Below are 17,755 nucleotides of genomic sequence, written 5' to 3' on the forward strand. Positions count from 1 at the left end.
CACCACAGCGTTCAGACAGTCCCAGAGGGCGGGAGTGGTGCCTCCGGTTCCGCGCTCCCCGAACCAGCCCGTTCCGCGCTCTCCGAGCCCCCCGCGCCGGCCCGTTCCCCGCTCTCCGAACCGGACGGCGCCTCGGCGCCCTGCGTCGTGTCCGCGAGGCGGCGGACGAGACGGCGCAGCTGCTCGGTGTAGCGCTCGCGGAACTCGGGCGAGTCAGGTTCAAGGCCGAAGAGCTCGCGGGCGGTCTGCGGGAGGGCCAGCGGGGCCACGACGACGGCGTACAGCATGAGCATCACCGCGGCCGGGTCGAGCTCCGGCGCCAACTCACCCTCTCTCTGGCGCCGTTGAAGGTCGGAAAGATCCTCGGGGTGCTTGCCCGCGGCGCCGCCGGTGAGGCTCTGCCAGAGGGTGAGCCGCGCGAAACGGGGGTCGTCCAAGGCCATGTGGAGATAGCGGGCGACGAGATCGTCGAGCGGAACGTCCGGCGTGGCGAACGTCGCCTCGCGGACCAGCCATTGGCGCTCCAGCTCCTGGTAGAGGCCCTCCTTGCCGCCGAAGTGGTAGGCGATGAGCTGCTTGTTGACCCCGGCGCGGTCAGCGATGTCCTGCACCCGCGCGCCCGCGTACCCCTTGGCGGCGAACTCGTCGATGGCGGCCTCGACCAGCAGCCGCCGGGTGCGCTCGGGGTCCAGGCGGCGCTCATCGGGGGCGGGGGCGCGCCGCGGGGTCCTCTTCGGGGCCTTTTCGGGGGGCTGCTGGTCGGTCACCGAAGCAGGTTACCGGGGAGCGGGGACAGACTGAAGAGGTGTCCATCTATTTGGTTGACAAGTTCATCCGTACGGTTGAAGTATGGGCCACCGAAGCCGGGCGACCCGTCAAGTCGCCCTCCGCACCGCATAGTTGGAGCCCCAGATGATCCTGGTCACCGGAGCCACTGGAAACGTCGGCCGCCCCCTGGTCGACGCCCTGCTCGCCGCGGGCGCCCCGGTCCGCGCCCTCACCCGCGACCCGGCGAGGGCCGACCTGCCCGACGGGGTGGAGACGGCCCGCACCGACGAACTGCCGCTGGACGGCGTGGACGCCGTCTTCCTCAACCCCGCCGTCTTCTGGAACGGCGTCGGCGAACTCCTCGACCGCGCGGCCAAGGAGGGGGTACGCCGCATCGTCACCCTCTCCTCCGCGTCCGCCCTCACCGACGACCCGGAGAACTTCATCGCCGCCCACCATCGCGACATGGAAGCCCAAGTGACGGGCGCCGGTGTGGAGTTCACCCACCTGCGGCCCGAGGCCTTCGCCGCCAACTGCCTTCAGTGGGCCGAGGGCATCCGCCGCCACGGCACCGTCTTACTCCCGTACCCGCAGGCGCGGACCACGCCCATCCACGAGGCGGACATCGCCGCCGTCGCCGCCCAGGCACTGCTGACCGACGAGCTCCTCGGCGCCTTCCCGTTGCTGACCGGCCCCCGGGCGCTGAGTTTCGCCGAGCAGGTACGTCTCCTCAGCGAGGCCCTGGGACGCGAGCCGGGCAGCGAACTCCGTGTGGAGCGGATCAGCCACGACAGCGCGCTGGAGGGAATGATCGCGGGCGGCGTACCGCACGCCGCGGCGGACACCCTGCTGAAGATGTTCCGCGAGGCGACGGACGGCGCGGCCACACCCGTCTCCCCCGAGGTGGAGCGCATCACGGGACGCCCGGCACGGGATTTCGCCGAGTGGGCCGAGGAGCACGTCACCGCGTTCCGCTGAGCCGGAGGCGGAGGCAGCCCGGACTCGGAGCCCCCCCCGCGTCGCTCCCGCCTACCACCCGGCGGCCGTATGCCGACACATGCCGAGGTGCAGCACGGCAGAGCCCGCCCCCTTGTCGACGAGGAAGGGGACCAGGCGCTCCGCCGCCTCGTCGATCATCACGTCGGTACCGCGCTTTCCGCGGGACGCCCTCGGCCTGGAGGTCAGGCGTCCCATGCAGGGTTCCTCCCGCTGACACCGAGCGCACGGTGGAAGACGGGCGCGTCGGCGGAGACGGGCATGGGCGGGCCGTAGCCCCCGGTGGCCCGGGCCTGCTCGGCGATCTGCTCGACCGCGCCGAGCACGACCTGCGCGGCTTCCTCGCTGAGGCCGAACGGCCGACCGGTGGCGCGGGCCAGGTCCCAGCCGTGCAGGGCGAGTTCCTCCAGGGTGATGGTGGCCGCCAAGGCCGCCGGCATCTCTCCCGGGCCGAACTCGGTGGTGCCCTCGTAGGCCGCGGGGTCGCCCCAGGCCGCCGCGGCCCGCTCGGCGGACTCGGCGACGACCGCCGACGACATGGCCGGGGCATCGCCCTCGCCGAGCTGCGGCTCCTTCCGGGCGGCCCGTGCGGACGAGGACAGGGTTCCGCCCAGGTGGTCCAGGAGTTCGGCGACGGTGAACTTCTCGCACGGGGTGCGGTCGCCGAGCTGTTCGGTGCGGATGCCGGACACCGTCGCCGCGACCGCGTCGGCGCACTCCCGGATGGCCGGGTGCAGCGTGCTGTGCTGGGTGTTCATGTTCTCTCCCTCGGATGCGCCGGCCCTCGTAGGTCTGCAGGGTGCCGGTCCAGGGGCCGTTCTCGCCCGCCAGGACGAGGCGCTTGCCCAGCTCCGCCTCGTTACCCGCAGCCGCCACGACCTCTCAATTTAGTTAAGACTAAAATGACACAGCGCGATGGCAAATTCAAGTGACGGCTAAAATGTTCTTCATGGATGCGGTACGAGCGGTCGCCGAGCCCCGACGGCGCGAGATCCTGCGTCTGGTCTGGGACGCGGAGCTGTCCGCGGGCGAGATCGCCGAGCGGTTCGACGTCACCTTCGGCGCGGTCTCCCAGCACCTCAAGGTGCTCAGGGACTCCGGCCTGGTTACGCTGCGCCAGGACGGCAAGAAACGCTTCTACCGGGCCGACCGCGAAGGCATGGGGCCGCTGGCCGACTACCTGCAGTCGATGTGGGCCGCGAAGCTCGACACACTTGCCGAGCTGGCGGAAGCGGCCGAACAAGCCGAGCGGCCCGGGAACTCCGAAGGGGCGAGCCCTTGAACGCAACAGGCACGGTCACCGTGGAACGGCGCATCGCCGCCCGGCCCGAGACGGTGTTCTCCTTCTTCACCGACCGGGACAAGTGGCTGTCCTGGATGGGCAAGGACGGCGAGTTCGGCTTCGAGCCCGGCGGCACCTACCGGACGAACGTCAACGGTGATCACGTCGCGGAGGGCCGCTTCGTCGAGATCGACCCACCCAAACGGATCGTCTTCACCTGGGGCTGGGCCGAGGACAGCATGCCCGTGCCGCCCGGCTCGACAACCGTCGAGATCACCCTCGAACCGGTCGCCGACGGCACGCTGCTGCGCCTGGTCCACAGAGGCCTACCCTCCCCGGAGGCGTGCGCGGCGCACGAGGAGGGCTGGGCACACTACGTGGACCGGCTCGCGACCGTGGCGGCGGGCGGCGACCCGGGTCCTGACAGCTGGATGTGACCTGTGCGGCCATCGAGTCACCGACTCCTGTGAGTGCCGGGCGATCAATTCGCCGGGAAGGCTGGTGCGGCGAGACCTGCACCGAAATCCTGCGCGGGTACGCGGACCGGGGCCTGCCGCGACTGGCCCGTGGCCGGACAGCAGGATGTTCGTGACGGTCACACTCGGCCGCCTCCCTTGTACGGGGAGCCATATCCGGTCTTGCTTGTGTCGGGCGCCACACCCGGTGCCGTGGCGCTCCGTTGTGCCGGCGCCCACAGGGGCGGTCACCAGGTTCTTCCCGGGACGGCCGGCTCTCCGGTTCCCGCGCGATGTTATGCGCCGCCGACGCACTGGCGGTCCAAGTCCGTTAGTAATCAGGCAAGTTCAGCCATTGACGGGTGTGGCAGCGGCATTATGTGCGGCATGGACCAAGCCGACGCGGTCATCTGGGCGACCGCCCTGGGTATCGGAGGGACCTTGGCCGCCGGGCTGACCGGACCGGTTCTCCAGGCCAGGGCGTCACGTCGGCAGGCCCGGGACCAAGAGGCCTTCCAGGTCCGGCACCGCCTGCGCGACGAGCGACGCGCAGCCTTCGCGACCGTGCTCGACCAGTGTGAGGCGTTCCGGCGGAGCATCAACGCCGTCATCGAGGCCCACCTGGATGTCGAATGGCGCAGCGAGGACGCCTACTGGGAACTGTGGCAGTCGACCGACGCCGCGCTGGACGCGCTGCGCCGAGCGGCGACGAACGTCGCCATCACCGGCCCCGCTCCCATGGGCGAACTGACCGACGCCGTCCATGCGGCGGCCGCCCGGCAGGCGGGCGTCTGGCGCATGCGGCTGGATCTGGACGACCGCCTCGTGCGGAACGCCCAGGCGGACAGTGCCTTTGCCGATGCGCGCAGACAATTCATCGCCGCGGCGGAAAAGATCCTGGTCCCGCCCACCAACCAGGGATCCCGGCACCGGGGCCTGCTGCGGCGTTCGCGGTGAGGCGGGACTGACGAGGGATTCCCTTCGCATCGGCGAGGGGTCTGAGACGCTCTGGCAAGTGTCTTTCAGGAGCAGGTCAGGCCTCGCCACGCTCTCACCGAACGTGCCTGCCGGAAGCCGGTGTTGACCGCCGCGAGGCCGCCGTCGAGATCGAACCCGAGACCTACGCATCACGAGGGCCTGCAAGATCGTGACGATTGATGCTGGGTGATGCCACCAAATCTCGTTTCCGCTGATCAGAGGCTTGCAGCCTTGATCACCACGACGCCTGGTCCACTCAAGTACTATCCCGTCCGCTCACGCGTCGCTCACGCATTCGGCGCGTCTGGCAGGAGCTCCGGAGGCCACCCCTTATCCGTCGACGCACTCGCCATAGGCGGCTGAAGGCGGTTCTTCTTCCTGCATTCGCCGTACGATGGCGCCCCTCACACGTAAATCAAGGGCTCTGAAGCACCCGCAGGTGCTGACAGCTCAGGAGCAACGCAGACTCTGTTTCCAGCCGTCAAGGGAGACTTGCGGCCCGCTGGCTGCGAGACAGCGGTGCAGGGCGCTGGCGGTGGTGTCCACGAACTCTTCCGGGATGCTGTCGGTGTCGACCCAGCGGACCTGGGCGTGCTTGCGCGGCTCACGGTTTTCGGGTTCGCCGTTCCATTCGTGGGCGACGAAGACAACCGTGAGGAAGCCGTTGGGGGCTTCGACGCCCCAGGCGCCGTGGATGATGTGGGCGACCTTCAGGGACTCCGGCTTCACGGTCAGGCCGGTCTCCTCATACAGCTCACGTACCGCAGTTTCGGTGATGGGTTCGCCAGGCTCGCTCTTGCCGACAGGGAGGTCCCACATGCCCTGGGCGAACTTGGCGTTCTGGCTTCGCTGGAGGAGGACGACGCGGTTGGTGGCCTTGTCGTGGACGATGACGGCGGCGACCAGCAGGGTCATGGATTCGAGGGCAGGCTTGAGGGCTTTGGGCTGGTCGCCGGTTGTCGGCTGAGCCACGGTTGCGTCCCTTCGTCGGCCGGTTGGTGGGCAGCTTAGGCCAGTGCTTCGCGTGCGCGGCGGGCGAGTTCGGCGGCTCCAGGCACTTTGCGGCGCTGGTAGATGGAGAGGGTGGAGCGGAGCGACGTGATCGCTTTGCGGGTGCGGTCGGAGGTCATGCCCTCCATGAGCGTCAGGGCCTGGGACCAGGCGGCGACCGCCTCGTCTGCGCGAGCCTGGGCAGCGAGGCTGTCGCCGAGATCGGCATAAGTGAGGGCGTGGACGCGCTTGTACTTCTCGGGGTCCCAGCGGATCAGGGCGTCGCGATGCTGCTGTTCGGTGCCGACGTGATCGGCGAGGTCGGTGAGCGTGCGGGCGGTGTGGCTGGCCACGGTGCCAGCCGCCGGGCCGCTCACGCGGGAGTAGCTGGGCTGGGGACCACCGTCGCGCAGCAGGGCGTCTTCGGCGGCGAGCAGGGCTCTGGCCGCTGCGGGCCTCTCCCCTGTCGCTGCGTAGGCACGAGCATGGGTGATGTGGAGCAGAGCTTCGGTCTGGCCGTCGACGTGGCTGAGGCCCCGCCGTAGGGCGCCTTCGACCAGGTCGACGCAGTGGTGGGGTTGCTTGAGACTGAGGGCCTGGTGGGCGAGAGCGCGCATCATCCAGGCGGCGTAACCGTGCGGGTCAGCTTCGCAGGCGAGCTGGTAGCCGACCTGGTAGTAGCGCTGTGCTGCGCCTTCCTGGCCGAGGTCGTGGTGCTTCCAGCCCGCCAGGTAGGCGAGTTCGGCCACCGCGCCGAAGGCTGCCCGGCGTAAGGCTTCGCTCGGGAAGCGGCCCCGGAGTTTCGGGGCGGCGGTGTCGGCGAGGTAAGCGGTGACCGTGGTCAGGCCGTGGCCGCCGCCGAGGCGTTCGTCCGCCGCACTGAAGGCTGAGGTGATCTGGCGTACGACGTCCACGTCGTCTGCTCCGACCACGGACGTCCCGGTGCGGGCGCGGAGCATGCGGGCGGTGGCCTCGTGGTCGTGTGCGAGCGGCATGGCGACACCGGCCGTGGTGAAGGCGGCGACAGCCAGGAAGCGCTGATGCCCCAGCGCGCGAGCGGCGAGCGGCAAACCGAATAACCACATGGGACCGTCTTCATGCCCCAGGCTGAGGCCCGCGTCTGAGACCACAGACAGCCGCGCGGCCCGCGCCCGCCAACGCCTCCGCTGAACGAAAAAGCCCAGTTCAGACACGGTCTGGGATGGGCTTGAAGAGAGCCGCCTTCGGGATTCGAACCCGCGACCCACACATTACGAGGCCGATGGAGGTCTTGCCGACCTGTGCCACATGGTCGCATCAGATCCTGCCTCCGCAGATCAGAGCACTGATCGCAGTCCCGCTGCTCGCATGTCGTGCTGCACCGTCCACACGCGTCCGCGATCGGGGGCGGTTCCCGGCTCCTGCTGCTAGGCGTCACCGACGACAAGAGCATCGCGGAGGCCGCCGCCCAAGGCGAGGCCCTGGACGTCCCGGTCAACAACTCGGGCATCACGGGCGGCGACAGCGCGGCTCCCGAGGCCGGGTGCCGCCTACCGGTCGCCGGAGACGGCCCTCAACGTGCTCACCGTGTCCTGCGCCCACACGCTCGCCGGGAAGGGCTCCGCGTCAACACCCCTACGCCGGAACCGACTTCGCATACCCATGCATCACGCGCCGGCCTGCGGCGTATCCATTGCTAGGAGCCTGCTGTGCCGGAGTAAAGGCCCCAAGGGGCGATGGTGGCTGAAAGAGACATGCCGGCAGGCCCTTGCCGGACGGGGAAAACGATCTTTTGGTCGCCGCCGTTTGCCTTGCAATCAAAGGCCCGGAGGCCCGCAGGACTGTTCTCCCGGCATCGTAGCCAGCGGGTCGACGCCGTCCCCGGAAAGTTGTCCAAAAACAACTTTCACATGCCAACCAGTCGGACGGGACTGTTGGCACTCGATAGATCCCGTGTTAGCTTCAGTTTGCGTTTGAGGTAAATGGGGATCATAGATATCGACGCGGGGGCAGCCTCAGGGTGGCGTATTCAATCTCTCCAGATCTGCGAACGCAGGGCAAACGAACGGTGAACGCGAACGGGAGCTCGTGAACATGAGTCGACTATCTGCATGTCCGGAATTCGCCGCATGCCGACCATCCGGATTTCGCCATGTCACACGGGCCGCTCACTGAAAAGCATCTGTCGATAAGCTCTCATTGTGACGATCTTCAAGATCTCGCTGGAGCTGTTCTGTAGCGCCGTCTTGCGACGACTCTCCGCGCGAATGCAGAATTCCGTCAGATGGTCAGTAACGTCAGTGCTGGGAGTGTGTTAGCTCTGTGGGAAAATCTGCCGCAAAAAGCAGTACACGCACCGAAGCAAGTAAATCGACGTACTACCGTTGCCTCGGCATCGGGGTCGGCCCGGCCAATCTGAGCCTGGCGTCGCTGTTACATGGTCGATCGGAGGTCCCGAACCTCTTCCTCGATGAGAAGGACCAGTTCGACTGGCACGACGGCCAGCAGATGCCCGGCGCATCGCTGCAGGTCTCGCTGCTGAAGGACCTCGTCATGCTGTCCGACCCGACCAACGGGTTCTCCTTCCTGTCGTATCTGCACGAGCAGGGGAAGATCTACCACTTCATCAACGCGCAGTACGACGCGGTACCGCGCATGGAGTTCCGGAACTACCTGGAGTGGGCCAGCCGCCGCAACAAGAACGTTGTTTTCGGCGAGAAGGTGCTCGCCGTCGAGTTCGACGGGTCTTTCGTTGTGCACACCAGCCGACGGACCCTGCAAGCGGAGAATATCGTCGTCGGTGTCGGCACCCGTCCATGGGTTCCAGAGTCGTCCCAGGGCAAGCTCGGCGAGACCCAGCTCCACGTCGCCGACTTCACCGTCGAGACGCAGAATCTGGCCGGAAAGCGAGTCGCCGTGGTCGGTGGCGGTCAGTCCGGCGCCGAGGCGTTCCTGGACCTGATCGCGCGCCCGCCCAAAGAGTTACCCAGGCGCGTGACGTGGATATCGCGCCGGGAAAACTACCTTCCCATCGACGACTCCCCGTTCACGAACGAGTACTACGTTCCGAGTTACTCGGACTACTTCTTCGGGCTGGACCGGGTGACCAGGAAATCGCTCATCGAGAAGAACGTACTGACCAGCGACGGAATTTCCGAATCGACGCTGCGGGAGATTTACCAGCGCTGTTACGAGCACCGCTTCATCCGCGGCGCCGAGGACCTCGTGACCCTTCTGCCGAACCGGGGCGTCACCGATGTAACCGGGGACGAATCGGGCGGATGGACCATCAAGATGGCCCACAACGACAAGCCTGACGCCGTCGAGTACGCCGACGTGGACGTCATCGTGTGGGCCACCGGCTTCCGCCCCGCCCCGACGGATTTCCTCGAGCCCATCGCCGACCGTTTGCAGCGCGAGGGCGACGAGTACCGTATCGACCAGGACTTTGCCGTCCACTGGGACGGCCCTCGCGATCGCATGATCTTCATGCAGAACGCTGCCCGTGGGCAGCGCGGCCTGGCGGATCCCAACTTGAGCCTCACTGCCTGGCGCAGCCGGCGTATCTTCGACCGGATCGTCGGCATGGGCTCCGACGAACAGCTGCCATCCTTCGTGGAATGGTCGGCCAAACCCCGGGTTGACGAGCTGGGCGGGTCCTGATGCCGCGCAGGGCCCACGTCGCCGATGTCGCCGTCGTCGGCGGCGGAATCGTCGGCTGCCTGATCGCCCGGCAGATCACCGCCCGCGCGCCCGGAACGTCCGTCGTGATCCTCGAACGCGAGACCGTCGGAGGCGGCGCGAGCCGTCGCTCGGCCGGACTGCACTGCCCGCGCGGGGCTACGGAGCGCGTACGGAGCATGGCCCAGTACAGCCAGGACTACTACAACAAGCTCAAGGACCTGGATCCGGCGCTGTCGATCCACCGGATCGCCCTGTCGGTCGTCGCCTCGGCGGCAAGTGAACCCCGGCTCCGTGAGATCTACCTCGACAGCGCCCGACTGACCCGGACCGACGGCCCCACCGGCGGCTCACTCGGCATCCACCACCCGGAGAAGTCCCAGGTCTGGAACTGCGAGGGCGCCCAGTACGCCGACGTGTACACCCTGGTCCAGGCCTTGACACGCGATCTGCGCCACCTGGTGAGCTTCCGCGAAGGCGTGGGGGTTGAGGCGGTCGAACCCAACGCCGATGACCGGGCCCGTAACGGCGGAGGCGTCGCGCTGCGGCTCAGCACCGGCGAGACACTGATGGCACATCAGGTCGTCCTCGCCCCCGGGCCCTGGCTTGCCGCACTCCCCTGGCGGGACCTCGTCGCCCCGCTCGGAGCCCGCGTCAAGAAGATCATCGCCCTCCACATCGACCGGCTGCCGGCCGCCGGTGACCGCGCCGTCGTCTTTCAGGACGAGGACGCCTTCCTGCTGCCTCTGAAGGACCGGGGGCACTGGTTGTTCAGCTACACCTGCCAGGAATGGGACGTCGATCCCGGAGCGACAGCGAATGGGCTGTCCCTCGACAACGTTGGCGAAGCAAGGGAGAGCCTGCGCCGGTATGTTCCGGAACTCGCCGAACGGGCCCTGTCGGGCCGGGTGTTCTGCGACGCCTACAGCAGCACCGGCGAACCGGAAGTACGGGCCCTTGACGCCGACGGGCGGGTCGTCTTCGCGGGCGCGGCGAGCGGATCAGGCTACCGCCTCGCCCCGGCGATCGCGTCGGACGCCGTCGACCTGCTGAGTCTGCCGGCGCCTCGGTCCCGTCCGGCACAGAACCAAAGGAGCCAGTCGTGAAGATCAGCAACTACAGCGCCGCCGAGTTACAGACGTCCTACGGAATCGACGTCACTTCCCTCGACACCGGTGCCGCGGCGCGCCTGGGCGTCGCCGCCGCCTGGGTGAGCGTCGAACCCGGCGCGCGATCGGACGCGCACCAGCATGACGAGACCGAGACCTGGGTGATCGTCTCGGGAAGCGGCGATCTGACCGTCGACGCCGAACGCCACCCGGTGCACGCCTCCACCGTTGTCCAGTTCGAGCCCTTCGAGACGCACTCCGTCGAGAACACCGGTGACACCGATCTGCTGCTGCTCAGCCTCTACTGGCGCGATGCCGAGAGGGCCGTGCGCGCCGCTCGCGACACCGGTCACCGCCGCTTCGGCTCACGTCCGCTGTTCGTGTTCTCCTCCGCACCGACCCCCAACGGAGACCTCCATCTGGGTCACCTGTCCGGCCCGTTCTTCGGCGCCGACGTCTTCGTCCGATACCAGCGCATGAATGGCGCAGACGCCTGGCACATCACCGGCAGCGACGACTACCAGAACTACGTCGTGGCCGCGGCCGGCCGGGAGGGACGCGAACCGGCGGAGACCGCCGCCCACTACAGCGCCGAGATCCTCGCCACCCTCCGGCTGATGGACATCGATGTCCACCAGTACACCGCGACCAGCCAGGACGACGCCTATCCCGACGCCCTCCGGGCGTTCTTCTCCCGTCTCACGGCCTCCGGTGCCGTGGCCCCCCGCGCGGGCGCGGCCCTCTTTGACGCCGTGAGCGGCGAGTACCTGTACGAGTCCGGGGTCACCGGCCGCTGCCCCACCTGCGGCGAAGACTGCGGCGGGAACGTCTGCGAGGTCTGCCTGGAGCCCAATGTCTGCACCGATCTGATCGATCCGCGTTCCACCGCGTCCGACGCTCCGCCCCGCGAGGGAACCGCCACCCGCTACACCTTGCCGCTGCACCGGCTGGCGAAGGACATTACCGCCCACCAGCGTCTCGGCCGCGTCCCCGCCCCGGTGAAGGAGCTGGCCGAACGGCTCTCCCGTCGTGAGCACCTCGACATCCCTGTCACCCACTCCGCCACCTGGGGTGTCCAGCCCGCCGAGACGGCCGTGGAGGGCCAGGTCATCTGGTCGTGGCTGGACTACGCCTTCAGCATCCTCTACGGCATCGAGGCGGTCGGCCGCGACCTCGGTCGGTCCTGGAAGGCGAACGAGCCCGAGCAGGACTGGAAGATCGTCCACTTCCTGGGCTCGGACGGCAGCTTCTTCCACCCGATGTTCGTCCCGGCGCTCTACCGGCTCGCTCACCCGGACTGGACCCCGGACATCGACTACAACATCAACGAGTTCTATCTGCTCGACGACAGCAAGTTCTCCACCAGCCGCCGCCACGTCATCTGGGGCAAGGACATCCTCAGCCCTCGTACGGTCGACGCCATACGCTTCTACCTCGCACTGACCCGTCCCGAAGGCCGCCGCACCAACTTCGAACGCGGCGCGTACGAGACGTACATACGGCAGACCCTCATCGGCACCTGGCAGGGCTGGCTGAACGGACTCGGCGACCGCATCGAGAAGCGGTACGGCAGCACCGCCCCGGACGCCGGCACCTGGACGCCCGAGCACGCGGCCTTCGTGGCCCGCCTGGAGACCCGGCTGTCAGCCGTGACGGGCAGTCTCGGGCAGGACGGATTCTCCCTCAACCATGCGGCCGAGGCCCTGAACGGCATTGTCGAGGATGTCACAGCCTTCGCCCGGCTCCAGGCCCCTGCGGCGGACGTCGAGAGCTGCAAGGACGAGGCCCGCACCGCCATCGCCCTCGAACTCGCCGCCGCACGCCTGCTCGCGACCTGTGCCGCCCCCGTCATGCCAAGGTTCGCGGCCCGTCTGGCCGCCGCCCTCGGCGGACCCCCGCCGGCCGAATGGCCCAGCACGGTCAACCTGGTGCCCGCCGGGACCGCGGTCGACCTCGCCCGGCAGGAGTTCTTCGCCGACCCGGGGGACCAGGCCCCGGATCCGGACTCCGCACCTCGACCCGGACTCGAACGCGCCGCACCCGAGGCCGCGGCGTCCAAGGGCGAGGCTTCGCCGTTGCTCCCCTGGCTGAGCAACCTGGTTCGCCAGGCCCTGCGACTGCCCGCCGACGAGCCCGTACGGGACACCTCGCCCGTCCAGCTGGGCATGGAATCGCTGCAAGCCATCGCCCTGCAGTACCAGATCACCGAGCACGTCGGCGCCGATGTGCCGATCGAGGACCTGCTGGGTGCCAAGACCGTCGCCGACCTGGCTGCCCTCATCGCGGACGGCGTGGACCCCGACGTCGTCGCGGCACACCAGGAGGTGACGGCATGAGCCACGAACAGGTGCTCCGCGAGATCGAGGCGCGCGGTCTCGCCCTCACCTCCACCGGCGCCGATCTCAAGCTCCAGGGGCCGCGCGACCGCATGGACGCCGAACTCCTCGGCCTCATCAGGGCACACAAGGCCGAACTGATCGCCCACCTCGACGTGACCGAGGGCTTCCCGCTGACCGGCCTTCAACAGAGCTATCTCGTCGGCCGCGGGGAGCACGTCGAGATCGGCAACGTGGCCAGCCACGTCTACCACGAGTTCGAGGGCGTTTGGGACCTCGACCGGCTGGAGACCGCACTGCGCACGGTCGTTGCCCGCCACGGAGCCCTCCGCACCCGCTTCACCCCCGACGGCAGGCAGGTGCAGGAGGACGCCGTCGACGTGGCGATCGGGCGCATCGACCTGCGCGGCGAACGCGAGGACGTACAGCGGGACCGCAGGCTCGCCCTGCGCGAGCAGCGGTCGCACCGCATCCTCCCCGCCGACGGAGCGCCGCTGCTGGCGGCGGACGTCACGATCCTGGCCGACGACCGCATGGTCCTGCACGTCGACCACGACGGACTGATCATGGACGCCACCAGCATGTTCCTGTTCTTCCGGGATTGGTGGTCCGCCTACGGCGGCGCCGACGCCGCGGCCGCCGCCCAGGAGCCTCGCGACACCGAAGAAGCCTCGTTCGAGGCGTACATCGCGGCATTGGAGGCCGCCCGCACTCGCGCCCCGGCCCGGCGCGCCCGCGCCCACTGGCTGGAGCGGCTGGACGACCTCGCCCCCTGCCCCGATCTGCCGTTGCGGACCAGCCCGTCGTCGATCAGCGAACCCCGGTTCACGGCGCGCTTCGCACGCATGGCCGAGCCGGCGTGGATCGCCCTCAAGTCCCGCGCCGCCGACGCCGGACTGACTCCCTCCGCGCTGCTGTTCGCGGTCTATGCCGACACGCTCGCCGCCTGGGGTGCCGGATCGCGCTTCACGATCAACACCACGGTGGCCAACCGTCCGCCGATCCACCCGCGCATCCTCGACGCCGTCGGGAACTTCTGCGAGACCATGCTCGTCGAGGTCAGCGTCGACCGCAGCACCGGTTTCGCCGACCGGGCCCGCGCGCTTCAGGCACGGCTCCGCCAGGAACTGGACAACCGGCACTTCTCCGGTATCGAGGTGATGCGCGAGCTGGCCAGGCGCGGAGGCGGCGCCGCCCAGAGCCAGATGCCGTACACGTTCAACAGCGCCCTCGGATATGTGCACGCCGACATCGACGGCTCGACGCTGGAGCTGTTCGGCCCGGAGGTGTACACCTCCAGCCAGACGCCTCAAGTCTGGCTCGACGTCTCCGCGTTCGAACAGCACGGCGGTGTGGCCGTCCAGTTCGACAGCGTCGACGAACTGTTCCCCGACGGAATGGTCGAGGACATGGTCGCCGGCTACCAGCGGCTCCTCGAAGCCCTGCTGACGGACGAGGCGTGGCAGGCGACCACGTTCGACCTGCTCCCCGATGACCAGCGCCGCCGCCGCCAGGCCGCCAATGACACGGCGACACCGCCGCCCGCGCCCGGCATGCTGACCGACGCCTTCCTCGCCCACGTCGAACGCGCCCCCGACGCGCCGGCCGTCATGACCAGCACGGGAACCCTGAGCTACGCGGAACTGTATGGGCACGCCGCGCACGCCGCCGCCTGGCTGCGCGAGCGGAACGCGGGCCCCGACGAACTGGTCGGCCTCGTCCTGAACCGGGGACCCGAGCAGCTGATCGGCATCCTCGCCACCCTCCTCGCCGGCGCCGCCTACCTGCCGATCGACGCCGCGCTGCCGACGGCGCGGCGCGACTACATGCTGGCTGACGGCCGGGTACGCCACGTCCTGACCAACACCGACGGCCAACTCGACCACCACGGCCCGCACGACGGCTACGACGTCCTCACCCTCGACGCGACGAGGCCCCTGCCGCCCGGTACGCCGCCCGATCCGCGCGTGCTCCCCGGGGCGGACGACGACCATCTTGCGTACGTCCTCTACACCTCGGGCACGACGGGCGAGCCCAAGGGCGTCATGGTCAGCCGCGCGAGCGTCGCCAACGTCGTCGCCGACTGCACCGCCCGCTTCCACGTCGGACCCACGGACCGGCTCTTCGGCATCAGCGCCTTCAACTTCGACCTGTCCGTCTACGACGTCTTCGGCGCCCTCTGCACAGGAGCCGCCGTCGTCCTGCCGGACGCGGACAAGGCGGCCGACCCGGAGCACTGGCTGCGGCGGTGCGGGGACACCGGCGTGACCGTCTGGAACTCCGTACCCGCCATCGTCTCGCTCCTCCATGACCAGGCCGTGGCAGAGGGCTCCGACGGACCCGAGGCCCTGGCCGCGCTGCGGCTGGTGATGATGAGCGGTGACCGCATCCCCCCGACGCTGCCCGCCGCCCTGCGCGGGCTCAAGCCCGACCTGGAGATCGTCTCGCTGGGCGGACCGACGGAGACCACGGTCTGGAACGTTCTGCACCAGATCCGCAAGGATGAGGACGGCTCGCGCAGCATCCCGTACGGCAGGCCCAACGCGAACAACCGGGCCTACGTCCTGGACGAGCACCGCTGTGACGTGCCCGACTGGGTGACCGGCGAGATCTGGGCCGCCGGCACCGGCCTCGCCCGGGGCTACTGGGGCGACGAGGCTCGCACGACGGAACGATTCGTCCACGACGCCGTACGGGGCGAACGGCTCTACCGGACCGGCGACCTGGGGCGCTATCTGCCCGACGGCGAGATCGACATCCTCGGCCGCAGCGACTTCCAGATCAAGGTGAACGGCTACCGCATCGAGGCCGGAGAAGTGGAGACCCGGCTGGCGGCACTGGACGGCGTGGCACGAGCCGTAGTCGCCCGGCAGGACGGGGAACACGGCAGCCGACTAGTCGCCCACCTGGTAGCGACCGGAGAGGAACGCCCGCGGACCGAGTCGATCCGCGAGGCACTGCGAGGGTTCTTGCCGTACTACATGATTCCCGCCGCCGTCTTCTGGTACGACAGCCTTCCGCTGACCAGGAACGGCAAGGTCGACCGGGCACGGCTGGCGGCCTCCGGCGACACCGCCGAGCCCTCTGCCGCCGACGTCGCCGCGCCCGACACGGAGCTGGAACGCCAGGTCGCCGGGGTGTGGGCGAAGGTGCTGAAGATCGCGGACGTGGACCTGGACGTCACCCGCGCTCTTTACGACCTCGGCGGCGACTCCCTGGCGGCCGCGCGCATTCTCACCGGTGTCCGCAAGCGGTTCGGCCGCACCATCACGCTGGACCGGCTGCCCGAGGTCGACACCGTACGGACCATGGCGAACTGGATCGGCGCGTCCCTCACAGAGGGGGAGGGGAACGCGACATGACCGAACCATCGGTGATCAACCACATCGTCGCCGGGCCCCCCGCGGCCGGACACCGGATCTCCTTCTTCCGGCTTGGCGGCATCGAGACCCTGGAACTGACCGAACTGTATGAACGCGCCGGACGGCTCGCGCTGTCCCTGCGCGAACTCGGCATCGCCCGAGGGGAACGGATCGGCATCCTCGCCGCGAACTGCCTGGAATGGATGCTGCTCGACCTCGCCGCCCTGCGGCTCGGCGCGGTGACCGTCGGATTCGACCCGGCGAAGTTCGCCACGGCCGATCCCGCCCTCCTCGACCGCTACCGGCTACAGCTGCTGTTCACCGACCGCCCGGACGACGCCAGGCCGGACAGCCCCCGCGTCAGGGCCCTCGGCGACGTCGTGCGCATGGCTGCCGAACAGGCCTCCGGACGGGTACCGCCGCCGGTCGTCTACACGCCCGATGACGTGACGTCGCTCAAGCTCACCTCCGGCAGTACGGGCGAGCCCAAGACGCTCACGGCCGGCGTCGGAAGCATCGACAGCGACCTGCTGGCCGTCCAGGAGATGTTCGCGCACGGGCCGGACGACAACCTCTTCGTCTTCCTCCCGCTGTCGGTGCTTCAACAGAGGTACTGGATGTACTCCGCCCTCCGGTTCGGCCATGACGTCACCATCAGCACCTATGAGGCCGCCTTCCCCGCGCTCCGGCAGATCCGGCCGACGGTGGTGATGGGCGTACCGGGCTTCTTCGAGACGGCCAAGAAACACATCGAGGCACAGGCGGGCGGCCCGGCGTCCGGGAGCGACGACGAGGCGCGGGCCGCCGCCCGGCGGCTGTTCGGGGACCGCATCCGCTACCTGTGGACCGGCTCGGCCCCGGCGAGCGCCGGGACGCTGAAATTCTTCGACAGCGTCGGGCTGCCGATTTTCGAGGGCTACGGGCTCAACGAGACGTGCATCGTTGCCAAGAATCACCCGGGCGCCCACCGCGTGGGCAGTGTCGGACGCGTGCTCCCGGGCAAGCAGGTCCTGCTGGACGCCGAGGGCGTGATCCACGTACGTAGTGACCACCCTGTGTGCCGGGGCTACGAGCAGGCGCCGCCGGGCGTGTCGGGATACGTCTTCGGCGCGGACGGGATCGTGCGGACCAACGACATCGGCCACTTCGACGAGGACGGCTTCCTCTACATCCGTGGCCGCGCCGACGACGTCATCGTGCAGGACAACGGCCGGAAGATCGTCGTACGGCCGATCGAGGAGCACATGAGGACAAGCCCGGCCATCGAGGAGTGCGTGGTGTTCTGCCTCAAACAGACGCACCTCGTCGCCGTGGTCTCACCGGCCGGCGACACGGTCGGACCGGAGGAGGAGAAGGCCATCACCGAGCAACTCGCCCGTACCAACGCGGCATTCGGCGCGGAGGAGCAGATCCGCGAGGTCGTGGTGGCGCGTGGCCGGTTCACCGTCGAGAACGGGTTGCTGACCTCCCAGCTCAAGCCCAGGCGCGGACGGATCCTCGACACCTACCGCTCAGCGGTCAACGACACCCAGGGAAGCGTCCATGCAGCCTGATACCGACTCCAAGATAGAGACCGTGGCCAGGAAGAACCTCGCCCGGGTGCTGGAATCCGACATCGCAGCGGACGACCTCGACCTCGACGTGGACATGGTCGGCGTCTACGGGCTGACCTCGCTCAACAAGGTCCTGTTCCTCATGTCGGCCTGCGACGACGCCGGGGTGAGCCTGGCAAGTTTCACCGAACCCGACGTCGCCGAGATGACCACACTGCGCGATGTGACCAAGGCGCTGACGCGCCACGCTGGAGAGGTGGCCTGAC

14 protein-coding genes and 1 pseudogene are annotated in these 17,755 nt (G+C 68.8%); 10 read left to right on the plus strand and 5 right to left on the minus strand.

Going from position 1 to position 17,755, the window contains the following annotated elements; genetic code table 11:
• Positions 1–11 precede the first annotated feature (11 nt).
• Complete coding sequence (locus FGD71_RS18025; protein ID WP_119101474.1) at positions 12–767, minus strand: TetR family transcriptional regulator; 756 nt, start codon at positions 765–767, stop codon at positions 12–14.
• Between the two features lie 145 nt (positions 768–912).
• Here FGD71_RS18025 and FGD71_RS18030 point away from each other — a divergent pair, with 145 nt between their 5' ends.
• On the plus strand, positions 913–1,746 hold the full coding sequence (locus FGD71_RS18030; RefSeq protein ID WP_119101475.1) for an NAD(P)H-binding protein: 834 nt from the start codon (positions 913–915) through the stop codon (positions 1,744–1,746).
• 51 nt (positions 1,747–1,797) lie between these two features.
• Here the strand turns inward: FGD71_RS18030 and FGD71_RS47430 are convergent, their stop codons facing one another.
• Together FGD71_RS47430 and FGD71_RS18035 are read right to left on the minus strand one after the other, a co-directional pair.
• Entirely contained in the window at positions 1,798–1,962 is a 165-nt protein-coding gene (locus FGD71_RS47430) for a hypothetical protein (protein ID WP_162931162.1), read from the minus strand.
• Entirely contained in the window at positions 1,950–2,522 is a 573-nt protein-coding gene (locus tag FGD71_RS18035; protein ID WP_119101476.1) for a TIGR03086 family metal-binding protein, read from the minus strand. The genes FGD71_RS47430 and FGD71_RS18035 overlap by 13 nt, the downstream gene beginning before the upstream one ends.
• Before the next feature lie 191 nt (positions 2,523–2,713).
• On the opposite strand from FGD71_RS18035, the gene FGD71_RS18040 reads away from it, so the two are divergent.
• From FGD71_RS18040 to FGD71_RS18050, 3 genes are all read left to right on the plus strand, one after another.
• Positions 2,714–3,046, plus strand: coding sequence for an ArsR/SmtB family transcription factor (locus FGD71_RS18040; RefSeq protein ID WP_119101585.1), 333 nt, complete (start codon positions 2,714–2,716; stop codon positions 3,044–3,046).
• The gene (locus FGD71_RS18045; RefSeq protein WP_119101477.1) at positions 3,043–3,483 is read left to right on the plus strand and encodes an SRPBCC family protein; all 441 of its coding nucleotides are present in this window, start codon (positions 3,043–3,045) and stop codon (positions 3,481–3,483) included. Before FGD71_RS18040 ends, FGD71_RS18045 begins: the two co-directional genes overlap by 4 nt.
• Positions 3,484–3,888: 405 nt before the next feature.
• A complete protein-coding gene (locus FGD71_RS18050) occupies positions 3,889–4,458 on the plus strand; it encodes a hypothetical protein (RefSeq protein WP_119101478.1) in 570 nt (189 codons plus the stop codon).
• Positions 4,459–4,929: 471 nt separating this feature from the next.
• On the opposite strand, the gene FGD71_RS18055 is transcribed toward FGD71_RS18050, so the two are convergent.
• Both FGD71_RS18055 and FGD71_RS18060 read right to left on the minus strand, forming a co-directional pair.
• Complete coding sequence (locus FGD71_RS18055; RefSeq protein WP_119101479.1) at positions 4,930–5,451, minus strand: NUDIX domain-containing protein; 522 nt, start codon at positions 5,449–5,451, stop codon at positions 4,930–4,932.
• A 35-nt stretch (positions 5,452–5,486) separates the two neighbouring features.
• Positions 5,487–6,533 (minus strand): annotated as a pseudogene (locus FGD71_RS18060) (NsdA family TPR-like regulatory protein); the annotation flags it as partial.
• A 1,237-nt stretch (positions 6,534–7,770) separates the two neighbouring features.
• Here FGD71_RS18060 and FGD71_RS18065 point away from each other — a divergent pair.
• The 6 genes from FGD71_RS18065 to FGD71_RS18090 are packed head-to-tail and all read left to right on the plus strand — an operon-like array spanning position 7,771 to position 17,754.
• On the plus strand, positions 7,771–9,111 hold the full coding sequence (locus FGD71_RS18065; RefSeq protein ID WP_119101480.1) for a lysine N(6)-hydroxylase/L-ornithine N(5)-oxygenase family protein: 1,341 nt from the start codon (positions 7,771–7,773) through the stop codon (positions 9,109–9,111).
• On the plus strand, positions 9,111–10,235 hold the full coding sequence (locus tag FGD71_RS18070) for an NAD(P)/FAD-dependent oxidoreductase (protein WP_119101481.1): 1,125 nt from the start codon (positions 9,111–9,113) through the stop codon (positions 10,233–10,235). Before FGD71_RS18065 ends, FGD71_RS18070 begins: the two co-directional genes overlap by 1 nt.
• Positions 10,232–12,574, plus strand: coding sequence for a class I tRNA ligase family protein (locus FGD71_RS18075; RefSeq protein WP_119101482.1), 2,343 nt, complete (start codon positions 10,232–10,234; stop codon positions 12,572–12,574). Before FGD71_RS18070 ends, FGD71_RS18075 begins: the two co-directional genes overlap by 4 nt.
• Positions 12,571–15,936 carry a non-ribosomal peptide synthetase gene (locus FGD71_RS18080; protein WP_119101483.1) on the plus strand — a complete coding sequence of 1,122 codons (3,366 nt, stop codon included), beginning with the start codon at positions 12,571–12,573 and terminating at the stop codon, positions 15,934–15,936. The genes FGD71_RS18075 and FGD71_RS18080 overlap by 4 nt, the downstream gene beginning before the upstream one ends.
• Positions 15,933–17,489 carry an AMP-binding protein gene (locus FGD71_RS18085; protein WP_119101484.1) on the plus strand — a complete coding sequence of 519 codons (1,557 nt, stop codon included), beginning with the start codon at positions 15,933–15,935 and terminating at the stop codon, positions 17,487–17,489. Before FGD71_RS18080 ends, FGD71_RS18085 begins: the two co-directional genes overlap by 4 nt.
• On the plus strand, positions 17,479–17,754 hold the full coding sequence (locus tag FGD71_RS18090) for an acyl carrier protein (RefSeq protein WP_119101485.1): 276 nt from the start codon (positions 17,479–17,481) through the stop codon (positions 17,752–17,754). Before FGD71_RS18085 ends, FGD71_RS18090 begins: the two co-directional genes overlap by 11 nt.
• Position 17,755 lies beyond the last annotated feature (1 nt).

This window comes from Streptomyces sporangiiformans (assembly GCF_005768555.2).
In the GTDB taxonomy this organism is placed as follows: Bacteria; Actinomycetota; Actinomycetes; order Streptomycetales; family Streptomycetaceae; genus Streptomyces; species Streptomyces sporangiiformans.